This window comes from Actinocrispum sp. NPDC049592 (genome assembly GCF_040675465.1).
In the GTDB taxonomy this organism is placed as follows: Bacteria; Actinomycetota; Actinomycetes; order Mycobacteriales; family Pseudonocardiaceae; genus Kibdelosporangium.
Genome location: NZ_JBFAPA010000042.1, coordinates 1 through 1,122 on the forward strand (window position 1 = coordinate 1; position 1,122 = coordinate 1,122).

1 protein-coding gene is annotated in these 1,122 nt (G+C 67.7%); it reads left to right on the top strand.

The genetic code is table 11. The features are described 5' to 3' along the window. Nucleotides 1–119: 119 nt before the first annotated feature. A partial coding sequence (locus tag AB0J95_RS51025; protein WP_364774002.1) for an IS481 family transposase occupies nucleotides 120–1,122 on the top strand: 1,003 nt, incomplete at its 3' end.

A 1,122-nucleotide genomic window follows, 5' to 3' on the forward strand; every position in this document is an offset into this window, starting at 1 on the left:
CTAGGTGTTGCGGGTCATGAGGTTGGTGACGCGGGTGAGGGCCTGAGGATGGGGACGGGTCTTTCAGCGGCAGGATGAGAAGTACCACCAACTCGTCCGCCGAGCAGAAAGACCCGTCCGTGCTCCACCGTAACGCCCCGCTGTCCGTGGAAGGCCGCCGCCGTCTCGTGCAGCGTTGCCAGACCCGCCCGATCGCCCACGTCGCCGCGGAAATGGGCATCTCCCGCCAATGCGCTTCGAAATGGGTCAACCGCTACCGCCGGTTCGGCGAGGCAGGACTGCTGGACCGGCCCAGCGTCCCGCACCACCAGCCCACCGCCACCTCAGCCGAGGTCATCGTCCGGATCGAACAACTCCGCCGATCCGGCAAACACCCAGCCCGCCGCATCGCGCTGGAACTAGCCGGCGAGGGCACCCTGATCTCGGTGCGCACGGTCAGCCGGCACTTGGTCCATCTCGGGCTCAACCGGCGGAAGTTCCTCGACCCCACCGGCGAGAGCAACCGGGCACCCCGCCGGATCATCGCCCGCTGGCCCGGCCACATGGTCCACCTCGACGTCAAGAAAGTCGGGCGGATCCCCGACGGCGGCGGCTGGCGCGCCCACGGCCGCGGCAGCGAACAGGCACGGCGGTCCAAGCGGGCCACCGGCCGGGGCCCGCGGGTGTCCTACACCTACCTGCATTCCGCGGTCGATGGGTTCTCCCGGCTGGCCTACACCGAGGCCCTCCCGGACGAGAAGGCCCGCACCGCGATCGCGTTCCTTTCCCGGGCACGGGCGTTCTTTGCCGCCCACGGCGTCACCCACATCCACCGGGTCGTCACCGACAACGGCTCCTGCTACAAAGCCGGCGACTTCGCCACCGCCCTACACGGGCTGGGGGCACGTCATCAGCGCATCACGCCTTACACACCGCGCCACAACGGCAAAGTCGAACGCTACAACCGGATCCTGGCTGAGGAATTCCTCTACGCCCGCACCTGGACCAGCGAACAACAGAGGTCAGACGCTCTTCCGGTGTGGAATGTGCACTACAACTACCATCGACCCCACACTGCCGCCGGAAACCAACCACCAGCCATCCGGCTCCACACCGGCGTCACCAACGTCATGGCCTCGTACA